At 75.5% G+C, this 14235-nt stretch carries 12 protein-coding genes, 2 tRNA genes and 1 rRNA gene; 8 read left to right on the forward strand and 7 right to left on the reverse strand.

Features of this window, described 5'->3' with window-relative positions; genetic code table 11:
• Positions 1-103, forward strand: a 5S ribosomal RNA gene (gene rrf, locus J1M41_RS04125); the annotation flags it as partial.
• Between the two features lie 127 nt (positions 104-230).
• Here the strand turns inward: rrf and J1M41_RS04130 are convergent.
• On the reverse strand, positions 231-659 hold the full coding sequence (locus J1M41_RS04130) for a hypothetical protein (RefSeq protein ID WP_069941857.1): 429 nt from the start codon (positions 657-659) through the stop codon (positions 231-233).
• Positions 660-790: 131 nt separating this feature from the next.
• On the opposite strand from J1M41_RS04130, the gene J1M41_RS04135 reads away from it, so the two are divergent.
• Positions 791-867: transfer RNA gene (locus J1M41_RS04135), tRNA-Pro, on the forward strand.
• 65 nt (positions 868-932) lie between these two features.
• Here J1M41_RS04135 and J1M41_RS04140 read toward each other — a convergent pair.
• From J1M41_RS04140 to J1M41_RS04160, 5 genes are all read right to left on the reverse strand, one after another.
• On the reverse strand, positions 933-1295 hold the full coding sequence (locus J1M41_RS04140; RefSeq protein ID WP_206451207.1) for a GNAT family N-acetyltransferase: 363 nt from the start codon (positions 1293-1295) through the stop codon (positions 933-935).
• Between the two features lie 57 nt (positions 1296-1352).
• The gene (locus J1M41_RS04145) at positions 1353-1850 is read right to left on the reverse strand and encodes a carboxymuconolactone decarboxylase family protein (protein WP_049144982.1); all 498 of its coding nucleotides are present in this window, start codon (positions 1848-1850) and stop codon (positions 1353-1355) included.
• 92 nt (positions 1851-1942) lie between these two features.
• Positions 1943-3493, reverse strand: a complete 1551-nt coding sequence (locus J1M41_RS04150; protein ID WP_206451208.1) for a DUF5129 domain-containing protein — start codon at positions 3491-3493, stop codon at positions 1943-1945.
• A 64-nt stretch (positions 3494-3557) separates the two neighbouring features.
• Entirely contained in the window at positions 3558-4298 is a 741-nt protein-coding gene (locus tag J1M41_RS04155) for an NADPH-dependent F420 reductase (protein WP_020625723.1), read from the reverse strand.
• Positions 4285-5187: a fumarylacetoacetate hydrolase family protein gene (locus J1M41_RS04160; RefSeq protein WP_020625724.1), complete on the reverse strand. Its 903-nt coding sequence runs from the start codon at positions 5185-5187 to the stop codon at positions 4285-4287. The genes J1M41_RS04155 and J1M41_RS04160 overlap by 14 nt, the downstream gene beginning before the upstream one ends.
• A 65-nt stretch (positions 5188-5252) precedes the next feature.
• Here J1M41_RS04160 and J1M41_RS04165 point away from each other — a divergent pair, with 65 nt between their 5' ends.
• From J1M41_RS04165 to treZ, 4 genes are all read left to right on the forward strand, one after another.
• The gene (locus J1M41_RS04165; protein WP_020625725.1) at positions 5253-6296 is read left to right on the forward strand and encodes an aldo/keto reductase; all 1044 of its coding nucleotides are present in this window, start codon (positions 5253-5255) and stop codon (positions 6294-6296) included.
• A 58-nt stretch (positions 6297-6354) separates the two neighbouring features.
• On the forward strand, positions 6355-6813 hold the full coding sequence (locus tag J1M41_RS04170; RefSeq protein WP_020625726.1) for a hypothetical protein: 459 nt from the start codon (positions 6355-6357) through the stop codon (positions 6811-6813).
• A gap of 61 nt (positions 6814-6874) precedes the next feature.
• Positions 6875-9355: a malto-oligosyltrehalose synthase gene (gene treY / locus J1M41_RS04175; protein WP_073116093.1), complete on the forward strand. Its 2481-nt coding sequence runs from the start codon at positions 6875-6877 to the stop codon at positions 9353-9355.
• Positions 9352-11352 (forward strand): malto-oligosyltrehalose trehalohydrolase, encoded by a 2001-nt coding sequence (gene treZ, locus J1M41_RS04180; RefSeq protein WP_206451209.1) that lies wholly within the window; start codon positions 9352-9354, stop codon positions 11350-11352. Before treY ends, treZ begins: the two co-directional genes overlap by 4 nt.
• A gap of 13 nt (positions 11353-11365) precedes the next feature.
• Here treZ and J1M41_RS04185 read toward each other — a convergent pair whose 3' ends face one another.
• Entirely contained in the window at positions 11366-12667 is a 1302-nt protein-coding gene (locus tag J1M41_RS04185) for a DUF4032 domain-containing protein (RefSeq protein ID WP_206451210.1), read from the reverse strand.
• A gap of 107 nt (positions 12668-12774) precedes the next feature.
• On the opposite strand from J1M41_RS04185, the gene J1M41_RS04190 reads away from it, so the two are divergent.
• Both J1M41_RS04190 and J1M41_RS04195 read left to right on the forward strand, forming a co-directional pair.
• The gene (locus J1M41_RS04190) at positions 12775-13647 is read left to right on the forward strand and encodes a thioredoxin domain-containing protein (protein WP_036315925.1); all 873 of its coding nucleotides are present in this window, start codon (positions 12775-12777) and stop codon (positions 13645-13647) included.
• 119 nt (positions 13648-13766) lie between these two features.
• Positions 13767-13843, forward strand: a tRNA-Thr gene (locus J1M41_RS04195).
• The last annotated feature ends 392 nt before the right edge of the window (positions 13844-14235 follow it).

Below are 14235 nucleotides of genomic sequence, written 5' to 3' on the forward strand. Positions count from 1 at the left end.
CGTGGGGGAAACGCCCGGTTCCATTCCGAACCCGGAAGCTAAGGCCCACAGCGCCGATGGTACTGCAGCCGGGAGGTTGTGGGAGAGTAGGTCGCCGCCGGACATTCTTTGGGGGAGGGCCTCGCACTGTTGGTGCGAGGCCCTTCCCGCATTCCCGGGAGGATTCTCCGGGCGGCCCCGTGCGATCCGCACGGGGCTTTCTGCGTTCCCGGGTGCCTCCCCCTCGGCGCTCAGAGCTCCTCGCCGGCACGCAGCCGTGCCGTGAGCGCGCGGGTGAGTCGGCGGCGCAGCCGGCCGTGCTCCGTGCTCTGCTCCCGAAGGCGCGCGTGCACGGCGTCGGCATGGGCGGGCTTCTCCGAGTCGGGGAGAGCGAGGAAGTCGCGCAGCAGCGGCTCCAGGCGCCCGGTGAGGGCGAGCACGAGCTCCTGCGTCTCCACGGGCCGTGTGCGCTGCAGGCGAGTCCAGGCCGGCCCGTACTCGGCAGCGTGCTCGACCATCTCCCACGCGAGGGCCCAGCTGTCCGGGCGCAGCCGGTGCCGCTCCGCGCGCAACAGCCGTCGCAGGGCGGCCACGGCCTCCTCGAGCTCGGCAGCGGCCGGGGCGCCGTCGTCGTCGGGGGAGGGGCTCGCGGAGGAACGCAGGAACGGCCACCAGCTCATGCCGGCCTCTCTCGGATTCGTCGGGTGCGCAGAGGTCTCACGCGTGCGATTCTGCCCCGCATCTCGGTTTGGCGGCACCCGGTGTGGCTGGTATAGTCGCTCTCTGTTGGATTCAGGTCTGAGACCTCCAACGGGGTGTGGCGCAGCTTGGTAGCGCGCGTCGTTCGGGACGACGAGGCCGCAGGTTCAAATCCTGTCACCCCGACCAGCAAGAGCCCCCGCCGGATCGGCGGGGGCTCTTCTCGTCTCCGGGTGCTCACCGGGTGCGGGGCGTCAGTCCTGGCGGGACTCCAGGAACCGGAGATGCTCGGGGCGTGCCGGGTCCACTTCGCCGGCCACGTCGTCGTGTTCGTCCACCCAGTCCTTCACGTACGGGCACACGGGGACGATCCGGCGGCCCGCGGCCACGGTGTCCTTCAGCGCCTCGCGCACGAGGATCGAGGCCAGTCCCCGGCCCTCGTACTCGTGGTCGACCTTGGTGTGCGGGAAGATCCGCTGGGCCGGGCCGTCGGCGGTGTCGTCGTCGATCGCCACCGTGAAGCCGGCCACCGTGCCCGCGCCGTCGATGACGATCTCGTACCTCTCCCCGTTCTTGCGGACCTGCGGGTGCTCCAGGCTGGGGGTCTGCTCGGTCATGGTCGGTCCTCTCGTTCCTGGGTGGACCCCGCCGCTGGGCCGGCGACGGGGAAGGGGTCAGCCGTCCCGGCGCCGCACGGGGTGGTGAGACAGGATCGAGATGCGGTTCGTCAGGTTCATCACCATCGCGACCCACTGCACGGCCGCGGACTGGGCGTCCGTGAGCGCGGCGGCCGTGGAGGCCTGCACGTAGTTCAGCTGCTCCTGCTCGGGGAGGTCCGTGACCGCCTCGGCGAGCTCGAGTGCGGCGCGCTCCTGCTCCGAGTACACGGCCTCGGCCTCACGCCACGCCGGCAGCAGCCCCAGGCGCTGCACGCTCAGACCGGCGTCGGCGCCCTGGCGGGTGTGCCGGTCCAGGCAGAACACGCAGCCGTTGAGCTGGGAGACCCGGAGGTTCACGAGCTCCACGAGCTGCCGGTCCAGCCCGGCCTGCTCGGCGGCGGCGCGCGCGGCCGAGGCCAGCGGCCCGACCGCGTGCCACGCCTCGGGCACGGCCTTGTCGAGGAAGAACGCGAGGGGGTCCTGGCGGGGTGCGGGGGTGTCAGCGGCGGTCATGGTCCTTCACTGTCTCGCAGAACGGGGCGGTGGGCCACGGACCGGGTGCCCGGCCCGGACGGGCTTCCGGCTCAGATCCGGCCCCGATCGGCTCAGAATCGGCCGGACGAGCCCGCCCCGGAGAACGAGCCGCCCGAGGATCCGTAGCCGGTCCCGGAGGAGCTGGACTGCGCCTGGCGGTGGTCCTGGACGGACCGCTCGCCGGCCTGGTGGCCCGTGGTGAAGGCCACCACCGTCCAGTAGGCATCCGCCGGCAGCGCGGAGTCCAGGATCGAGCCGCGCGCGGACCGGGCCGGGCCACGGTGCGAGCGCAGCTCGTCGCGCAGCAGCTCACGCTCGGCCTCGTCCTTGCCGAAGGCCGCCACCTCGGCGTCGGCGAGGGCGGAGACGAGCCCGGTCAGGCGACGCCGCAGCGCGTCCAGCTCGTCCAACGCCGCGGCCGGGGTCAGGCGCTCGTCCTGCAGGTCCGCACCCAGCGCCTCGAGCCGGTCCTGGGCCTCGGTGCGGAAGGACTCCAGCGCGGCGACCGCGGACCGGACGGGTCCGGCGGAGCCGACGGAGGAGGCCAGCGCGCCGACGGCGTCCAGGTCGGCCCGCAGCGGGGCGGTCTGCTGGTCCCACGCCGCCGGCCACCCCGGGTGGCGGTTGAGGAAGGTGTTCGCCGCGGCCACGGCGTCGTCGAGGCGGTCGAGCTCACGGGCGCGGTCCCGGACGTCCTCCGCGGCCCGGGCGTGCTCCGTGCGATGCAGGCTGCGCTCCGGCAGGGCCTCGAGGCGGTCCAGCTCCGCCGACGCGTCGAGCGCCTGGCGCCGGAAGCCGCGGAAGCGCTCCATCAGCGCGGCCGCGTGGGGCGAGTCCTCGGGCACCGTGGACGCGTTCACCTCGGTGGCGTCCATCTCCAGGGTGACGGAGGTCAGGTGGGTGCGGGCCTCGGCCAGCAGGTCGGCCGTCCGGCGGCGGCGACGCCGTCGGCTCGCGAGCGCCGCGGCCGCGGCGCCGCCGCCCGCCACACCGACGATCCCCGCGCCGAACCACAGTTCGGGAGCCTGCCACCAGGGGCGCCCGATCAGCTCGGCGGCGGCGTCCGTCACCTCCACGACCGTGTCCGTCCACCGGGCCGCACGGGCCGCCTCGTGTCCGGCCTCGCGCACCTCCCGCAGCCGGTCCGTGCTGAGCATCCGGTCCTCGCCCACGTACACCCCGATCACCCGGTTGTCCGGGTCGAGCGCCACGATCACGAGGCCGTCGGCCCATTTCTGGCCGTCCGCGCTGAGCCAGTCCGGGTGCTCCGCGCGAGCCCGCTCGAGCACCCGCCCGTTGAACGCCTGAGACGCGCGGTCGTCGTCCAGTGCGGACAGGTCCGGGCCGCGCTCGGTGACCACGGCGACGCGGGTCGGCTCCCGGAACTCGATCCCCGCCAGGTCACGGCGCAGCTGGGCGAGGTCGATCACGCCCGCGTCATCCACGAGCTCCACCTGGTCCCAGGCCACGGCGTGGGCCTGCGGCGCGGCGGCGCCCGTGACCCCCGCCGTGACCGGCAGGGCGACGACGGTGGCGGACGCCGCCGGTCCGGTGAGGGCGGCGGCGGACAGGGCGACCGCGGTGAGCGTGCGGCGGGCGGTGCGGTGCGTCGGACGGGTCACGGGGGCCTCCTGGGAGGGTCGGCGGTCCCGCCCAGCCTAGGTACCGCCGGGCGGGTGGCGCGCCTCAGCCGGTGGGCGCGTCGGCGAGCAGCGCGGCGAGCCGGCCGGCATCGTGCGCGGTGCCGAACCCCGCCGCCCCCGGCTCGAGGACCCCGGCCCGGTCGAGGCCCGTGTAGGGGACCGCGTCGAAGCCCATCGCGGTGACGAGGGCGACCACCGTGTCGCGCGCGGCGGCGACCGCGGCCGGCTCGGGCGCCGCGTCAGTCCGCTCGGTGCCCACCGCGAGGGCGCGGCGCGGGGCCGTGGCACGCCCGGCATCCTCCAGGTCGTGGTGCGAGATCTCCGAGAACGCGCGCACGACGGGCACGCACAGCCCCGCGGCGGCCCAGCGCGCGGCGATCCGGACGGAGCCGGGCGCGCCGTCGTCGTCGAGCCACGCCGGGACCGGCTCGTCCCCCCACGTGTTGGTCAGGTCCACCACGGCGCGCGTGGCCGGCCCGGCGAGGGCGAGTGGGTCGACGTCGTCCAGCGCCTCGCGCGGCACGGCCACGACGACGAGCTCCGCCTCCGCCGCCAGGTCCTCGGCCGACACGGCGACGGCCTTGGGCGCGTAGATCGTCAGGTGGCGCTGGACCGCCGCGGGGCGCCGCGTGCCCGCGACCATCACCCGCGGGGCGGCCGTGCCCGGGGAGAGGCGGGGGATGCGCGCGATCGCACGTGCCAGCGCGGTGCCCGCCCGCCCCGCACCGAGGATGCCGACGACGCGGGGCAGGGCGTCCGCCGGCGCCGCCTCAGACGAGCTCATTGCGCTGGCGTCCCAGCCCGGTGATCTCCACCTCGACGACGTCGTCGGGACGCAGCCACGGGCGGCGGCCCTCGGCGTCCCGGCGGGCCAGGGCGACCCCTGCGGGCGTGCCGGTCAGGATCAGGTCACCCGGGTTCAGGGTGATCAGCTGCGAGGCGTAGGAGACCAGCTCGGCGGGGGAGAAGACGACGTCGGCGACCCTGTCCTCCTGACGCAGCTCACCGTTGACGTGCGTGAGGACGCGCGCGTCCGCCGGGAACTCTTCCGGGGTGACCAGCCACGGACCCACGGGCGTCGAGGCCTCCCACACCTTGCCCTGCAGCCACTCGGAGGTGCGGCCCTGGAAGCCGCGCATGGAGATGTCGTTGGCCACCGCGTAGCCCGCGATGTGCTCCGGGGCGTCCTCGACGGCGATGCGTCGGCCCGGCTCCCCGACCACGATGCACAGCTCGCCCTCGTAGTCGACCCGGTGGTCCTCCTCGGGGACCTCGATCGGGTCCAGCGCACCCGTGAGGGACTGCGGGAACTTCGCGAACAGCGTCGGATGCTCGGGGCGATCCAGGCCCGTCTCGTCGATGTGGTTCGTGTAGTTCAGGCCCACGCAGAACACCTTGGTGGGGAAGGGCACGAGCGTGTCGTAGACGAGGCCGGAGGTGTCCAGCAGGAGGGACCGGTCGGCCTGCGCCGCGCGGAGGGCACCCTCCACCATCTCCCGCTGCTCCTCCGGCGTGGCGGTGAGGTACTCGCCGACGTCGCGACAGTCCGGCAGGGCGACGGCGCGCACGGCGACCTCGGGGTCCTCGGGGTGCACGGAGGTGATGACCGCGGCGAACGTGGCGCCGGGGTAGGCGGCGTCGGAGTCGGGCTGGCGGAACGTGGCGAGCTTCATGGACCCATCCCATCACAGGGCGGCGGGTCCGGACCCGGGGCGGGCGGACGTGAGACGGTGAGGCCATGAGCACAGCCTCCACGCATCCGCCGCTCGACCTCGACCCGACCCCGGCCACCCCGATCGTCCTCGGGACCATGGCCTGGGGGTCCGTTCCCCCGCCGCCCCCGGACGCCGATCCGGGGGCGGGGCCGGAGGGGCCCGCGGGCGCAGCGCAGGCCGAGGCGGCCGTGGAGCGTGCCCGCCGCGCCCTGCGCGCCGGGATCGAGGCCGGCGTCGACCTGCTGGACACCGCGGACATCTACGGGGCCGGCCGCTCCGAGGAGACCGTCGGCCGGCTGCTGCACGAGCTGCCCTACGAGGAGCGCTCCGCCCTGAAGGTGCAGACCAAGTGCGGGATCGTCCTGCACGAGACGGACCCGGCCGGGCGGCGTCTGACCCGCTACGACTCCTCGCCCGAGCACGTGCGCGCCTCGCTGGAGGGCTCGCTGTCCCGCCTCGGCGAGCAGCGCGTGGACACCCTGATCATCCACCGGCCCGACGTCCTCACGCCCGTGGCCGACACCGTGCGCGCCTTCCTCGACGCGCGGGAGGCGGGCCTGGTCGGCAAGCTGGGCGTCTCCAACCTCGGCGTGGGCCGCGTCCTCGAGTTCCAGCGCGAGCTCGAGAGCCAGGCGGCGGACGGGACCGGGCTGGCGTGCGTCCAGGTCGAGCTCGGCCTGCACCACCGCACCCTCGTGGAGGCGGTCGTGCTCGCCAACCACCCGGACGCCCCCGCGGACGCCGACGCCGGGCGCCTCGGCCCGGTGTGCGCCGCGGAGGGGATCGAGCTGCAGGCCTGGGGTCCGCTGGGGCAGGGTCGGTTCAGCTCCGGCGACGACGGCGCGGCCGGCGTCGTCGGCGAGGTCGCGGCGGAGCTGGGCGTCAGCCGGGAGGCCGTGGTGCTCGCCTGGCTGCTGCGCCTGCCGTGGGGCGTGCGGCCCGTGATCGGCACCCAGGACCCGGAGCGCGTCGCCGCGTGCGCCGAGGCGGCCTCCGTGGCCGAGGCGATGGACTCCGCGCAGTGGCACCGCCTGTGGACCGCGGCGCGGGGCCGGCCGCTGCCTTGACGAGGCGCGACCGGCCGCGTGCCCTCCCGCCGGAGTGAGGCCTGTGTCACACTGGGACATGGACTTTGCGAACGTCGACCTCGTGACCCCCTGGATCCTCTACTGGCTGGCCTCACTGACCCTCGTGGTCGGCGGCACGCTCGTGGTCGTCGGCCTGTGGCGTGCCCGGCGGCACCGGCGCTTCGCCGCGACCCACGGCCGCAACCCGGAGATCGGACTCCTCGAGGACACCCGCACCCAGCGCGGGGTCGGGGCTGTCGCGCTCGCGGCCGCCGTCGCCCTCGGCGCGACGGGCGCCGTCCTGCACGTCCAGGGTCTGGACGCGTTCCGCGGCAACCTCGAGGCGAAGTACGGCTACACCGCGGTGGACCGCATCCGCCAGTCCGGCCCCGGCTTCGTGGCCGATCTGACCCAGGCCGACGGCACCGTGCTGCGCGACGAGATGGTCCTGCTGGAGTCCTCGGGCGAGCCCGTCGTCGGGGAGGACATCTTCGCCCGTCCGGTCGAGACGCGTTGACCTTCCCGCCCCGGCCCGTCGGGCCTGATGCCGCGTCGGGGGCCTCTGTTAGCGTCGCCGCGTGAGCACCTCGACCGTCCGTTCCGCCCCCGCGTCCACCTACCGGCTCCAGGTCAGCCCGGATCTGCCGCTGGAGTCCGTGGCCGGGCTCGTGCCCTATCTGCGGCGCCTGGGCGTGGACTGGCTCTACCTCTCGCCGCTGCTCGAGGCCGAGCCCGGCTCCGACCACGGGTACGACGTCGTGGACCCCACCCGGCTGGACGCCGCCCGCGGCGGGGCCGAGGGGCTGGACATGGTCGCGCGCGCCGCGCACGAGGCGGGCATGGGCGTGCTCGTGGACATCGTGCCGAACCACGTGGGCGTGGCCACGCCCCAGGCCAATCCGGCGTGGTGGGACGTGCTCACCCACGGTCCCGAGGCGGCGCATGCGGCGTGGTTCGACGTGGACTGGGCGGCCGGCGGCGGGTCCCTGCTCATCCCCGTGCTGGGAGACGGCCCTGACGGGGACGCGGACGCGGAACTGGACCGTCTCGTCGTCGACGCCGAGGGCGGCCGTCTGCGCTACTGGGACAACGTCTACCCCCTCGCCCCCGGATCGCTCGAGGCGGCCGAGGCGGAGACCGGGCTGCGCGCCGCGGAGGTCTTCGCGGCGGCGGACCCGGCGAAGGAGCCGACCGCGGAGCAGGTCCGCCTGGCCCGCGCCGTGCACGAGCGCCAGCACTACCGGCTGGTCGGCTGGCGCCGCGGCGACGCCGAGCTGAACTACCGCCGGTTCTTCACCGTCACCACGCTCGCGGGCGTCCGGGTGGAGGAGCCCGAGGTCTTCGACGCCGTCCATGCCGAACCCGCCCGCTGGGTCCGCGAAGGGCTCGTGGACGGGCTGCGCGTGGACCACCCGGACGGCCTGGCGGACCCGGCCGGCTACGCGCGACGCCTGCGCTCCCACGTGCTCCCGGAGGGCTACCTCGTGGTGGAGAAGATCCTCGAGCCCGGTGAGGCGCTGCCCGCGGACTGGCCCGTGGACGGGACCACCGGCTACGACGCGCTCGGCGAGGTCGAACGCGTCTTCATGCACCCCGACGCCGCGGGCGATGAGGCCGAGGACGCGCGCCGTCGTCGGGAGTGGGACGAGGCCGTGGTGCGGGCCAAGCACGACGTGGCCACCGGCTCCCTCGCGGCCGAGACCGCCCGGCTGGTCCGGGAGGTCCGCGCCGTGCACGCCCTCGGTGCCCACCCGGACGAGGACGTGGCCGCCGCGTTCGCCGCCGTGCTCGCCCGCCTGCCCGTGTACCGCACCTACCTGCCCGTGGGCCTGGCCGTGCTCGAGGGTGCGCTGGCGGACGCGGCCGCGGCGGAGCCGGGCCTCGCCGACGTGCTCGGTGACCTGCGGCCCGAGCTGACCGACCCGGACTCGCCCGTGGCCCGCCGGTTCCAGCAGACCTCCGGCATGGTGATGGCCAAGGGCGTCGAGGACCGGTCCTTCTACCGGTACACGCGGTGGGCCAATCTGAACGAGGTCGGCGGAGACCCCTCCCACGTCGCCCTGTCCCTGGCCGACTTCCATGCCGCCCAGCAGGCGCGCCAGGCCGCCTGGCCGACGGCCATGACCACCCTGAGCACCCACGACACCAAGCGCGGTGAGGACGTGCGCGCCCGCATCGCCGTGCTCGCCGAGGAGCCCGACCGCTGGGCCGCCGAGCTCGCGGAGCTGAGGCGCCTCCACCCGCTCGGCCACCCCGACGCGGAGCGGCTGCTCTGGGAGTCCATCGTGGGCGTCTGGCCCACGGACGGCACCGCGCCGGAGGAGGAACGGATCCTCGGCTTCTTGCAGAAGGCCTCCCGCGAGGCGGCCCTGGCCACCACCTGGACGGACCAGGACCCCGAGTTCGAGGCCCGGCTCGCCGCGCTCGCCGCCGCCGTCACCTCCCCCGAGGGGCCTGCGCGGGGCGTGCTGCAGGCCGTCGCGGACCGTATCGCCGAGCCCGGCCTCGTGGTCCAGCTCGGCCACAAGCTCGTCCAGCTCGCCGCCCCCGGCGTCCCCGACGTCTACCAGGGCACGGAGGTGCCCTTCCCCACCCTCGTGGACCCGGACAACCGCCGCCCCGTGGACTTCGCGGCCCGGGCCGACCTGCTGGACCGCCTCGACGCCGGCCACACGCCCGGCCTCGACGACCCCGCCGCCGCCAAGCTGGCCGTCGTGGCCGGCGTGCTGCGCGCCCGCCGCGACCGGCCCGAGCTGTTCACCGGCCACCGCCCGCTCGACGTCTCCGGCCCCGCCGCCGAACACGCGATCGCGTTCGACCGGGGCGGGGCGCTCGCCGTGGCCACGCGCTGGCCCGTCCGCCTCGCGGCCGCGGGTGGCTGGGGCCAGACCGTCGTGACCGTGCCGGCTGGGCGGTGGGAGGACGCCGTCACCGGCCACCCCGTCCACCCGGACGCGCGCGGCGCCGTGCGCCTCGACGAACTGCTCAGCACCCTGCCCGTCGCGCTGCTCGTCCCGGCGCACGCCCCGTCCGACCGCCGAGAGAGGACCGCCCCGTGACCGAGCCCCGTCCGGTCGACGCCCTGTCTCTTACAGCCCCGTGCCTGCACCCGATCGGCTCCGACCCCGTGGACCCCGCCGCGGCGGAGCGGGCCGCCGTCGAGGCCGCGCGCGCCGTCCCCTACGCCGTGTGGGCGCCGCACGCCGAGAGCGTCGACCTCGTCCTCGTCGACACCGAGCCCGGCGCCCTGCACGACGCCGAGGACCGCTGGCCCGTCGCCGCCGTCGTGCCCATGGACCCCGCCGCCGGAGGCTGGTGGACGCCCACGGAGGACCCGCTGGCCGCCCTCGGCCTCGACGCCGCCCAGCCGTCGGCCGACCCCGGCTACGGCTACCGCGTGGACGGGGCGGACCCCGTGCCGGACCCCCGCTCCCGCCGCCAGCCCGACACGGTCCACGGGCCCTCCCGCCGCGACGTCGCCGGCCGCGTCTTCACGTGGCCGGACGAGGGCTGGGCCGGGCCGCCCGGGGTGGAGTCCGATCCGGCCGCGCCCCAGGGCGGCGGCCTGCGCGGCGCCGTCCTCTACGAGCTGCACGTGGGGACCTTCACGGCGGAGGGGACCCTCGACGCCGCCATCGCCCGCCTGCCGCACCTGAGGGACCTCGGGGTCACCCACGTCGAGCTGCTGCCCGTGAACTCCTTCTCCGGGCCGCGGAACTGGGGCTACGACGGGGTGGCGTGGTTCGCCGTCGACGAGTCCTACGGCGGCCCCGCCGCCTACCGCCGCTTCGTGGCCGCCGCCCACGCCGCCGGCCTCGGCGTGGTCCAGGACGTCGTGCACAACCACCTGGGCCCCTCCGGCAACTACCTGCAGGTGTTCGGGCCGTATCTGGGTCAGGGCGGCACCGGCTGGGGCGACGGCCTGAACCTGGACGGCACCGACTCGGACGAGGTGCGCCGGTTCGTCCTGGACAACGTCCGCTTCTGGCTCGAGGAGATGCGCGTGGACGGGCTGCGCCTCGACGCGGTGCACGCCCTGCGGGACGCCCGCGCCGTGCACCTGCTCGAGGAGATGGCCGCGCTCGCGGACGGGGTCGCGGCCCGTGCCGGCCGACCCGTGCCCCTCCTGGCCGAGTCGGACCTCAACGACCCGCGTCTGGTGCTGCCCCGCCACGCCGGCGGGCTCGGCCTGGCCGCGGCCTGGAACGACGACGTCCACCACGCCCTGCACGTGGCCGCGACGGGGGAGACCCACGGCTACTACGCGGACTTCGCCCCGCTGGAGGCGGTGGCCAAGGTCATGGAGCGCACCTACTTCCACGACGGCACCCGATCCACCTTCCGCGGCCGCGACCACGGGCGCCCCGTGCCGGACACCATCCCCAACCATGCGTGGGTAGCCAGCATCCAGAACCATGACCAGGTGGGCAACCGCGCCGGCGGCGACCGCACCGCGGCCGCCCTGTCCGAGGGCGCGCTCGCGGCCGAGGCCGCCCTGCTGCTGACCGGCCCGCACGTGCCGATGCTCTTCATGGGGGAGGAGTTCGCGGCCTCGACGCCGTGGCCGTTCTTCACCTCGTTCCGCGAGCCCGAGCTCGGGGACGCCGTCCGGCAGGGGCGTCGCCGCGAGTTCGCCGCCCACGGCTGGGACCCGGCCGACGTCCCCGACCCGCAGGACCCCGCCACGCGGGACGCGGCCGTGCTGGACTGGGCGGAGGCCGCGGGCGGCGCGGACGGCCACGGTCGGGGAGCGCGCGTGCTCGCCGCCTACCGCACCCTGATCGGCCTGCGCCGCACGCTGCCTCAGCTCACCGACCCCCGCCGCGACCGCGTCCGGGCCGAGGTGGACGCGGCCCGGCGCCACGTGCGCCTCACCCGCGCCGGCGCGGACGCCGACGTCATCCTGCTCGTCGCCCTCGGCGCGGACCCGCTGCCCGTGCCCGCGGACCTGGCGCGGGCCGAGCTGCTCACCGGCCACGGCGACGACGGCCCCCTCGGCCCCGGCGCGGTGCCGGCGGCGGTCCCGGCCCCCGGCTTCCTGCTCCTGCGCCGCTGAGCCGCGGCCGGCGTCAGTCCGCGTCCGCGGGCGGGACGGCGCGCAGCATGGTGGTCGTGGGGTGCAGCGCCACCGCGTCCTCGTCGCGGCGGGCCCGCAGCACCGTGTCCACGTAGGAGTCCACCACCTCCTGCAGGGGCACGGCCTGGCCGCGGGCCTCGGAGAGGTACCAGCGATGCTCGAGGAGCTGGTGCATCACCTCGGCGGGCTCGAGCTTGGCCCGCAGCTCGAGGGGCACCGAGTGGACCACGGGGTCGAACACCTCCACCACCCAGCGGTGCGCCGCGCCCTCGATGTCCATGTACGGGTCCCACTCCCGGCGGGCGGCCTCGATGTCGACGAGCAGCCGCCGGGCCTGGTTCTCCTGGACCTCGAGTCCCGTGAGGCGGGTCAGCCGACGGCGGTGGTAGCCCGCATGGACCTCGACGGGTCGGGCGATCATCATCCCCGGGGCGTCGGCGGCGCGCAGCGAGTACTCGGCCAGCTCGAAGCCGAGCTCCTGCAGGCGACGGACGCGGCGGTCCAGGCGCCACGGCTCGGCGCGGGGGAACAGCAGGGGCCCGGTCAGCTCGTCCCACAGCCGTCGGTAGGAGGCCACGAGCAGGTCCGGCGTGGTGACGGGGTCCACCTCCGGGTCCAGCAGTCCGCTGGCCTGCAGGTCCAGCAGCTCGCCGCCCACGTTCACGGCGGCCACGTCCAGGTCGTGCTCGCGCTGGCCGGTGGACAGCCGCTGCCGGAGCTCGCCGGTCTCGGCGTCCACCAGGTGAGCGGCGAACCCGCCCGCGTCGCGCCGGAACAGGACGTTGGACAGGGAGACGTCACCCCAGAAGAACCCCTCGAGGTGCAGCTCCACGAGCAGGGTCGCCAGCGCGTCCATGAGCCGCACGAGGGTGCGGCGCTCGAGGCGCTCCGAGAACACGGCGCGGTACGGCAGGGAGAAGCGCAGGTGCCGGGTGACGAGGGCGGCGGGCAGCGGCGTGCCGTCGTCGTGGGTGCGCCCGGTGACCACGGCCACCGGCACCACCGACGGCGCGGGGCCCCGCTCGAGCCGGCGCAGCAGCCGGTACTCGTGGAACGCGAGCTCCTCCGTGGTCTCCTTCACCGCCACGATGCCCCCGCCCATGCGGGCGAAGCGCACCACGTGACGGGAGATGCCCCGCGGCAGAGCCGCCAGCACCTCACGCGGCCACGTCTCGAGGGGGAGCGTCCAGGGCAGGGCGAGCAGCGACGTCGCCGGGTCCTCGGAGGCGTCCCCCGAGGGGGCCCCCGTGATGGTCAGTCGATCGACGGGGGAGGGGGTCTCGACGGTGTCCATGGTCACGATCCTTCCAGACAGGGCCGCTATGCTCGCCTGGCGCGGCGCGCCCGCTGCCCGCCGGCTCCGGTGCTCGACCCGGACCGACTGCCCCACGAGGAGGACCCTTGGCCCGGAACACGTCAGGCTCGCACACCTCGGCGAAGGACGCCCGTGCGCGTGCCCGCCAGATCCAGGAGGAGCAGCGCAGGAAGGACCGCCGCCGCCGCACCGGCGTCATCTGGGGCTCGGTCCTCGCGGCGGTGCTCGTGATCGGCCTCGTCGTCGCGTTCGTGCTCAACCGCAACGGCGACGACGCCGCGGCCGCCGGCCCCATCCCCGCCGTGACGAACGAGCAGGGCGGCATCGAGTTGACCTCGGCCACGGGCCTGGCGGAGGGCGCGGGAGAACGCGAGGTCGACCCCTCGAGGATCGAGGTGCCGAAGCAGTCCGCGAGCTCCCAGCCCGAGACCCTGCCGGACACCGAGGCCCGGGCGGACGGCGAGCCGACGCGGATCGTGCTCTACGCGGACTTCAACTGCGTGCACTGCGCGGACTTCGAGACCTCCAACGCGGACCAGATCGAGCAGTGGCTCGAACAGGGCGAGGCCACGGTCGAGTACCGGATGGTGGACTACCTGAGCGCCCCGAACAACCAGAACTACTCGGCCCGCGCCGCCAACGCCGCGTACTGCGTGGCGGACCAGAAGCCCGAGGCCTACAACGGCTTCGTGGCCGCCCTGTTCGCCACCTACGACGAGCACCAGGGCAAGGGCCTGGACAACGCGGCGATCACGCAGCTCGCGCAGGAGCACGGCGCGGACATCGCCTCCTGCGTCGAGGACGGCACGTTCCGCTCCGCGGTCGAGCACACCACCCGCCAGGCGCGCGTCGCCGGCGTGGCCGGCACCCCCACCGTGTTCGTGGACGGGAAGAACTGGGCCCTCGACGGCGAGGACAAGACCTTCGCCGATTGGGCGGGCGCCAAGATCGCCGGCTGACCCGGCTGACCCGTCGCCGAGGTCCGCGGGGCGTCCCCACGCAGGGGGCGCCCCGCGCCGTCCGCCCGGGCCTTGTACGCTGGAAGGGCCGGCCGCGGCGCCCCGGGCGCCGGCCGCAGGCCTCCTTAGCTCAGCTGGCCAGAGCAGCTGCCTTGTAAACAGCAGGTCGCCGGTTCGAATCCGGCAGGGGGCTCCACCCCACCGCGGGCCCGACGGCGCCGCGCACCTCCGCCGGGAGGGCGCGGCGCCGTCGTCGTGTCCGGCGCGGGCCGAAGCTGGGGCGCCGCTGTGCGCGCCCGTGGCCATCCGCCGGGCTTGGCTGGCGGATCCGCCAGAGATGCCTCGACCATCCGCCAGACTTCGACCCTGGGCCTCGTCGTGACGGAATCGTGACCTTACCGTGATCCCAGTCACCCCGGCCCGAGCCCCTCGGGCACCCGCGTCCGGTGGCCCAGAACTCCGAGGAGATCCCGTGCAGTCCTCCCCACTCCGCAGCACCCGCCGCCGCATCGGCGCCCTCGTGGCCGGCGCCGTCCTCGCCGGCGGGACCCTGACCTCGTCCCCCGCGCTCGCGGCCCCCTCCGGCGA

It is taken from the genome of Micrococcus sp. KRD096 (assembly GCF_017168495.1).
GTDB lineage: Bacteria > Actinomycetota > Actinomycetes > Actinomycetales > Micrococcaceae > Micrococcus > Micrococcus luteus.

What these genes read in the sequence shown, in the direction of transcription:
- J1M41_RS04130 (WP_069941857.1), bottom strand. Translation starts at nt 659, where the DNA reads ATGAGCTGGTGGCCGTTCCTGCGTTCCTCCGCGAGCCCCTCCCCCGAC.
- J1M41_RS04140 (WP_206451207.1), bottom strand. Translation starts at nt 1,295, where the DNA reads ATGACCGAGCAGACCCCCAGCCTGGAGCACCCGCAGGTCCGCAAGAAC.
- J1M41_RS04145 (WP_049144982.1), bottom strand. Translation starts at nt 1,850, where the DNA reads ATGACCGCCGCTGACACCCCCGCACCCCGCCAGGACCCCCTCGCGTTC.
- J1M41_RS04155 (WP_020625723.1), bottom strand. Translation starts at nt 4,298, where the DNA reads ATGAGCTCGTCTGAGGCGGCGCCGGCGGACGCCCTGCCCCGCGTCGTC.
- J1M41_RS04160 (WP_020625724.1), bottom strand. Translation starts at nt 5,187, where the DNA reads ATGAAGCTCGCCACGTTCCGCCAGCCCGACTCCGACGCCGCCTACCCC.
- J1M41_RS04165 (WP_020625725.1), top strand. Translation starts at nt 5,253, where the DNA reads ATGAGCACAGCCTCCACGCATCCGCCGCTCGACCTCGACCCGACCCCG.
- J1M41_RS04170 (WP_020625726.1), top strand. Translation starts at nt 6,355, where the DNA reads ATGGACTTTGCGAACGTCGACCTCGTGACCCCCTGGATCCTCTACTGG.
- J1M41_RS04185 (WP_206451210.1), bottom strand. Translation starts at nt 12,667, where the DNA reads ATGGACACCGTCGAGACCCCCTCCCCCGTCGATCGACTGACCATCACG.